This window comes from Methanobrevibacter sp. (assembly GCF_045126245.1).
Taxonomy (GTDB): domain Archaea; phylum Methanobacteriota; class Methanobacteria; order Methanobacteriales; family Methanobacteriaceae; genus Methanocatella.
Map to the genome: position 1 here is coordinate 1 of NZ_JBGVOG010000102.1, position 7,735 is coordinate 7,735.

General features: G+C 35.6%; 7 protein-coding genes. 4 read left to right on the forward strand and 3 right to left on the reverse strand.

Features of this window, described 5'->3' with window-relative positions; genetic code table 11:
- The 3 genes from ACJMLZ_RS07580 to amrS form a co-directional block, all read left to right on the forward strand.
- A partial coding sequence (locus ACJMLZ_RS07580) for a CbiX/SirB N-terminal domain-containing protein (RefSeq protein ID WP_405305018.1) occupies positions 1-290 on the forward strand: 290 nt, incomplete at its 5' end.
- A gap of 63 nt (positions 291-353) precedes the next feature.
- Positions 354-1,280 (forward strand): thiamine-phosphate kinase, encoded by a 927-nt coding sequence (thiL, locus tag ACJMLZ_RS07585; RefSeq protein WP_405305019.1) that lies wholly within the window; start codon positions 354-356, stop codon positions 1,278-1,280.
- Positions 1,267-2,139: an AmmeMemoRadiSam system radical SAM enzyme gene (gene amrS / locus ACJMLZ_RS07590; protein ID WP_405305024.1), complete on the forward strand. Its 873-nt coding sequence runs from the start codon at positions 1,267-1,269 to the stop codon at positions 2,137-2,139. The genes thiL and amrS overlap by 14 nt, the downstream gene beginning before the upstream one ends.
- A gap of 120 nt (positions 2,140-2,259) precedes the next feature.
- Here amrS and ACJMLZ_RS07595 read toward each other — a convergent pair whose 3' ends face one another.
- Genes ACJMLZ_RS07595 through ACJMLZ_RS07605 form a run of 3 tightly spaced genes read right to left on the reverse strand, consistent with a single transcriptional unit; the run spans position 2,260 to position 6,759 of the window.
- Positions 2,260-3,516 carry a UbiD family decarboxylase gene (locus tag ACJMLZ_RS07595; protein WP_405305020.1) on the reverse strand — a complete coding sequence of 419 codons (1,257 nt, stop codon included), beginning with the start codon at positions 3,514-3,516 and terminating at the stop codon, positions 2,260-2,262.
- Between the two features lie 7 nt (positions 3,517-3,523).
- A complete protein-coding gene (gene purE, locus ACJMLZ_RS07600) occupies positions 3,524-4,552 on the reverse strand; it encodes a 5-(carboxyamino)imidazole ribonucleotide mutase (RefSeq protein ID WP_405305021.1) in 1,029 nt (342 codons plus the stop codon).
- A gap of 59 nt (positions 4,553-4,611) precedes the next feature.
- Positions 4,612-6,759 (reverse strand): Tex family protein, encoded by a 2,148-nt coding sequence (locus ACJMLZ_RS07605; protein ID WP_405305022.1) that lies wholly within the window; start codon positions 6,757-6,759, stop codon positions 4,612-4,614.
- Positions 6,760-6,885: 126 nt separating this feature from the next.
- On the opposite strand from ACJMLZ_RS07605, the gene ACJMLZ_RS07610 reads away from it, so the two are divergent.
- Positions 6,886-7,735: glycosyltransferase (locus ACJMLZ_RS07610; protein WP_405305023.1), on the forward strand; the 850-nt coding region annotated here is incomplete at its 3' end.

The following is a 7,735-nucleotide window of genomic DNA, read 5'->3' on the forward strand; positions in this document are numbered from 1 at the left end:
AAGCTGATTTGGAAAAGATAGTTGTTGTTCCTGTTTTCATTGCACATGGACTTCACACAAAAAGAGACATTCCTAAATTGTTAGGAATCGAAAATGATTTTGATGAAGATGAAATTTCTGGTCATCATCACCACCATCACGGACACGACCACGGGCATCATCATCACCACCATCATGACCATGATGATGAAGAAGTTCATTTCGATGGGGAAATTGTATTAACAGACCCTATTGGTATTGATGCACGCTTATTCGAAATTATCAAAGACAGAGTTTCAGAAAATTTATGAATCTGAAACTATTTTTACTTTTTTTCTTAAAATTTATTTATTTAAAAATTTATAGTAATATTCATGACTCTTAAAGTCTCAGATATCGGTGAAAAAGAATTAGTTAAATATATTATTTCTAATTCAAAAGAAATTACTCCAGATGATACAGCCATTACAGAATTTAGTTCCACAAATCTGATTTCAACATGTGACATGCTGATTCAATCAAGACATTTCCCGCAAAACATGTCTTATTTTGACATGGGCTTTAAGGCTGTTACTGTTAATGTCAGTGACCTTGCGGCCATGGGGGCCGAACCTTTAGGATTTTTGCTTGCCATTGCAATTCCTAAGGATTTGGAACTCAATTCATTCAAGGAAATTATAGATGGCGTTTTAAGCGCATGTGATTTTTATTCTATTCCTCTAATAGGCGGTGATACGAATGAGGCATCCGAAATTATAGTTTCCGGAACAGCTCTGGGGCTGTGTGACAATCCATTAATGAAAGACACTTACGAAAAAGGCGATGTCATAGCCGTTACAGGAGACATTGGCCATGCGGCACTTGGATTTAATCTGGAAATTCTGGATAATATCTATGTAAAAAAGGCATTAAAGCCGATAGCCAGAATCAATGAAGGAATTGAATTGAAAAATAAGGGAGCTACTTCAGCAACTGATATAACTGATGGGCTTGCAAGCGAATTGTATCTTATTAAAAAGGATTCATTCGGATTTATGATATATGAAGAGCTTTTAGGAATTTCTGATGAATACAAGCAATACTGTGAAAGTCTAGATTTAAACTATCTGGATTTGATTTTACATGTCGGTGAGGATTTTGAATTGCTGTTTACAATTCCGAAGGATAAACTAGATGATTTGGATATTGAATATATGGCAATTGGCGAGGTAACCGATTCTGATGTTATTGAAATTACCTTGGAAAATGGCTTTGTTGACCGAATTGAAAATAAGGGTTATGAACATTATGTTAGTGAATAGCAATCTTTACAAAAAAAGCTCCAAGACACAGAAAATCAGATGCGAGATTTGTGCAAATTACTGTAAAATATCCGATGGCAATGTTGGAATTTGCAGGCAACACAGAAACATCAACGGTGAGCTATTCGATTTGAGTTATGGGATTGTTTCTTCTTTAAGCCCTGATCCTATTGAAAAAAAGCCCCTTCATCATTTTTTACCTGGGACTTTCACGTATTCAATCGGCGGTTTTGGCTGTAACATGACTTGTTTGCATTGCCAGAACTATATGATATCACATGAATATGATATAAATTCAAGAGGCATTAAAATAACACCAGAAACCATCGTGAAAAATGCCATTAATTACAATTGCCAATCGATTGCATGGACCTACAATGAACCTACGATACACTTGCCTTTCAACAAGAAAACTTCCATGTTGGCGAAAGCCAATAATTTAAAAGTCATCTATGTCACTAACGGATATTTCTCCCAGCAGTCAGTCGAAGAGATTTTGACATTTGTTGATGCATTCAATATAGACTTGAAATCCATGTCAAGTGATTTTTATAAAAAAGTCTGTGGAGCGGATTTGGATGTGGTTTTGGACAATTTGAAAAGGGTTTATATGGAAGGCAAACACTTGGAAATTACAAATCTGATAATCAATGGTCATAATGATTCAATTGATGAAATTAATGAGTTATGTGATTTTGTTGTTAATGAATTAGGTTCTGAAGTTCCTTTACATTTTTCAAGAGCATTTCCTTATTATAAAATGAATGACATTTCACCCACTAAGCCTGAAATTTTGTTTAAGGCAAAAGAGATAGCTATTGAACATGGAATTGAAAATGTTCATTTGGGAAATATTTAAGTGATTGATGAAAACTATGATTTTGCATTGAATCAATTGATTTTGAGGAAGCCTACCCCATTTCGGATAAAAATAATGTCCTCACAAGTTTTTTTTAAAAAAGTAAATTAAAAAGTTAGTTTATTCACCAAAACTAACTCTTTCGAATTTTTCCAGGGTTTTAAGTGATTTTGTTGCGTCCACACCTATTTTTGTGGTTGTCCCATCACTTTCAGCTACTGGGTCAAGTGATGAACCGCGCACATTAGGAACAATCATAATGTCTCGGTCACCTTTAACGCGTGTAGCTATTGCATATTCAACATCTTCAGCATCAAATACATCGACATCAGTATCCACTACAGTGCAGTGTTTGAGTGAAGGGTGAGCAGACAATGCTGCCATAATTGCATTTTTCCCGTCACCTTCAGTTTGCTTATTGATTGATATAACTGAATGCAGCCAGCAGCAGCCTCCTTCGGTCAAGACAACATTTTCAACTGTAGGGACCGCATTTTTAACGGCCTTGAATATTCTAGGCTCCTGTGGAAGACCTTGCAATAATTTATGTTCAAAGCCGGCAGGAACGATTGCATGATAATATGGATTGTCCTTTTTGATATGCATTTTTTCCAGGTTGATTATAGGCTGGTCACGGATAATATCATAAGTATCAGTCAAATCAACAAAAGGACCTTCAGGAACAGTTTCTGTCACTGAAATCTTACCTTCAAGGATAATGTCGGCTTGAGGAACCTCCAAATCACCGCATTTGATTAAGGTTAGCTCTCCATTCTTGAATGCATTGGCAACTTCCATTTCATTATAATCAATTGGAATTGATGTAGTGCTTGCAAGTAGGATTGCAGGATCCATTCCAATGGCTATTGCAATTTCCAAGTCTTCACCTGCCTTTTGAGCATTCTGGAAATAAGTGTAAAGATTTCTCGGCACGATTCTGATAACTAGTCTTTTGTTGTCCAAAACCATCATCCTGTGAATTGATGCATTCTGAATTCCGGTTTCAGGGTCGCGTGCAAAGACAACACCGGCCGTAATATACGCTCCGCCATCTCTTTTATAATGAGTTAAAATTGGGATTTTACCTAAATCAATATCCATTGTGTCATATTCTGAAAAATCGGTGAATTTATCTACTTTAATTGGCTTTTCCATCGCTTCAATAATTTTTTCAGTAATTTCAGACACTTCACAATTTATTGATTTTGCTATCTTTTCCCTTGTATTACAGATTCCGGTTATGACAGGAATGTCATATCCCTTTACGTTTTTAATAACGACTGTGTCTTTAGGGTACTGCCTCAACACTTTTGAAATTTCAAATTCAGTTGAAAGTTCATCTGTAATTTCAATAATATTTTCATCTTTAATGTTCATATTATCCCTATAAGTTGATTTTTTTATCTTTTAATTTATCTAAAAGCTCTATAGTGTTTGGATTTTTGATTGAAAGGATTTCTCCTGCAAGAACTGCAGCGTTTTTACCATTGTTTATTCCGACAGTTGCAACCGGCACTCCCGGAGGCATGCTGACGGTAGTAAGCATATAGTCATCACCATTTTCATTTGTACATGGAACTCCGATTACAGGCCTGTCGGTAAGGCCCACAATTCCTCCTGTAACCTGTGATGAGTTGGAACTGATTCCTATGAATATTTTTGCGTTTTTCATTGCTTTGACGTAATTTGTGAATTTTCTGTTGGATCTGATTGGACAGACGACTTTCATGTCATAGCTGATTTTAAGCCTATCAAGAATAACTCCGACATTTTTGGCAGTCGCAACATCAGTTTGCCTTCCAACGATTATTGCAACTTCAGCATCTCTATTCTTGCACTTTTTAATGTCTTCCTCATCCACTTCAACCTTATTGATTTCGAGATTTTTTATTCTTAGAAAGTCATTTTGAATGAATTTTTTATCTGATATATTTTGAATAATATCTTCGTTGCTTTGTTTTACCTTTTGGGCATATTCCTTTCTTAAATCGATTAATTTTCGGCGAATTTCATCATCGTGAATTCCAAGAAATTGAGCGGCCAATATAGCGGCATTGTCTCCTCTGTCTATTCCAACAGTTGCAATAGGAGACGGGTAAGGCATTTGAACAATTGACTGCAATGCGTCTATTCCGCCAGTTTTCACGTCAACCGGAACTCCAATAACAGGTCTTGGAGTATATGCGGCAATGGCACCAGGCAAGTGTGCCGCCAAACCGGCAATTCCAATAAACACTTCAATTCCAGCATCAGTACCCTGCTTAACAATTTCGCGAATCAGATTTGGGGTTCTATGTGCGGAAGCTATTTTTAAACTGTATGGAATTTCAAGCTTTTCCAGGATATCCATACTTTTTTCCGCAATGGCAATATCAGAACCACTTCCAAGAATTATCATTATCTTTGGCATCATTAAAAAATCCCTTCCAAAATAAATTATTTGTTTACATATAATTTTGACTTTTAAATATATTAAATTATCATACTCAGTTGAATTCTATTTCTTTTAAAATCAATGTCCAAGACCTTTACATCAACTATGTCGCCAACGCTTACAATGTCTAAAGGGTGTTTCACATATTTATCTGCCACTAATTGTGAAATATGAACTAATCCATCCTGATGAACTCCAATATCAACAAATGCACCAAAATCAACAATATTTCTAACGGTTCCCTGCATTATCATTCCCTCTTGCAAGTCTTCAATTGACAATACATTTTTTCTCAAAATAGGTTTTGGCATATCTTCACGAGGGTCACGGCCAGGCTTTTTAAGCTCTTTGACAATATCTTTCAGTGTTTCCAATCCGATGTCAAGTTCCTGCGAAATTTCTTCTAGGTTAATGTCATCCAGTTTCAATGATTTGGATCCTATATCCGACGTGGTGTAATTTAATTTTTCAAGCAGCCTTAGTGTTGCACTGTATGATTCGGGGTGTATTGTGGTATTGTCTAGGGGGTTGTTTGGATTGTCGATTTTTACGAATCCCGCGCATTGTTCATATGTTTTTTTGCCTAACTTTTTAACGTTTAAAAGCTCATCCCTTGATGAAAAGCTGCCGTTTTCATCCCTATAGGCAATGATGTTTTTTGCAGTCGTATTTCCTATTCCTGAGATATAATTTAAAAGGCTATATGAAGCCGTATTCAGGTCCACTCCAACTTCATTTACTACCTTTTCGACAACTCCGGTCAAAGACTCGGACAACTGTTTTTGATTCATGTCATGCTGGTACTGGCCGACTCCAATGGATTTAGGGTCAATTTTAACGAGCTCGGCTAGTGGATCCTGAAGTCTTCTTGCTATTGAAACGGCACTTCGCTCGCCTTCACTGAATTCCGGAAATTCTTCGCTACCTAATTTTGAAGCTGAATAGACTGACGCTCCGGCTTCATTAACAATAATGTATTCAACATTTGTTCCCTTAATGATTTCAGCAACTATTTCCTCTGACTCTCTAGATGCAGTTCCGTTACCTATAGCTATTACATTAATGTCATACTTATCAATCAGCTCTCTGACGGTTTTTATTGATTCGGCAACCTTGTTTTGAGGTTCCGTTGGATAAATTAGTGATGTATCTAGGACTTTTCCTGTTTCATCAATAATGGCCAGCTTGCACCCGGTTCTAAAAGCGGGATCCCAACCTAAAATTGTTTTTCCAACCAAGGGGCTTTCCATCAATAGCTGATTTAAGTTTTTTGCAAACACTTCAATTGATTTTTCTTCGGCTTTCTCAGTTAGGTAATTTCTGATTTCCCGCTCGATTGCAGGTGCAATCAATCGCTTATACGAATCCTTTACACTTTCCTTGATGATTGGGGTTGTAAATTTATTGTATTGGATTTTTTCAGGTATTTTTGAAATGTTCTTTAACATATGTCTATTGAGATATCTGATGATTTCATCATCTTCACATTCGATTTTCGCTTTAATGACACCTTCCTTTTCTGCCCTGTTAATTGCTAGGATCCTGTGTGGCGGGATTCTTTTTATGTTTTCTGAGTAATTATAGTAAATTTCATATTCTGATGTTGAGTCATTATTTTTAGCTTTTGTTTGAATTTGACCTGTAAAAAAGGTGTTTTTTCTTATTTTTTTTCTAAAATCGGAATTGTCTGATATTTCCTCTGCAATGATGTCCTGTGCACCTTGGATAGCCTCTTCAGGGGTTTTAACTTCGTCATTGATATAATCTTTAGCTATTTTTTTGACACTTTGCTTGACGTTCTGTTCTAAAATAATCTTTGCCAGGGGTTCAAGACCCCTTTCACGGGCAACCGTTGCTTTCGTTCGCTTTTTACTTTTGTAAGGTCTGTATAAGTCTTCAAGCTCAACTTGTGTTTCAGCATTTAAAATCTTGTTTTTCAACTCATCCGTAAGTTTTCCAAGCTCATCAATTCTTTTTATTACCTTTTCCTTTTTATCTTCAAGATTTCTTAAGTATTTTAATCTTTCATCAAATTTTCGCAATATTTCATCGTTCAGTGAACCTGTGACATCCTTTCTATATCTTGCGATGAATGGAATTGTATTGCCATCATCAATCAGCTCTATTACTTTTTTAATTTGCCAATTTTCAAGGTTCAATTCTTTTTGAAGTGTTTTGGTTATCATTAAATTACTACCTTTAAATTGTTGGATTTCAATGTTATTACTTTAAAATTGTACTTTGGGACTAATAATATTTATAGTAGTTAAATGACATAGTATTAATAATTAAACTTTTAATGGTGAATATTAGTGTATTGGTTTTTTGTACTGATTGCATTTTTGCTTGCCGGCATCAAAACTGAAAAACCTAAGAAATATCAAAAGGTTTCAGTGATTATCCCTGCTTATAATGAGGAGGAAACAGTCGCTCAAGTGGTTGAAGTCGTTAAAAAGGTGTCGTTTGTAGATGAAATCATTGTGGTTAATGATGGATCAAGCGATAATACTGAAGCCGAAGCTTTAAAGGCGGGAGCTATTGTTATCAACCATGAAGTTAATAAGGGTAAGGGTGAGGCTTTATATACAGGTTACAAACAATCAGAATGCGACATTATTGCTTTTATTGATGCTGATATTTTCAATTTAACTTCAAAAAAGGTTGAAGCTATTATCAAACCGATTTTGCTTGGAAAGACAGACATTACCAAAACTAAATTTGCTCGTGAAAGTGGACGTGTAACTGAACTAACTGCAAAACCGCTTTTAAATTTCTTTTTCCCTGAAATCTCTTTTGAACAGCCATTGAGCGGTCAGTTTGCAGCACGTAAAGAAGCATTGAAAAAGATTAATTTTGAAAAGGATTATGGTGTGGATGTTGGTATTGTTATTGATGCGGATGTACTTGGAATTTCTATTATGGAGGTTGACATCGGTGCAATTGAACATGACATGTCCCCGCTTTCTGATTTAAATATGATGGCTAACGAGGTTGTAAGAACTATCATGAATCGTGCTAATAAATATGGTAGGGTAACAATGATTGATGATATTGGGCATTATATCAGAATGTCTATTGTGGGATTGTCATTAATAATTTTAGGTTTATTCACCATATTTTTTGTTAAGTTTATTCCATTGTCTATTGGTGTTATAATATCGG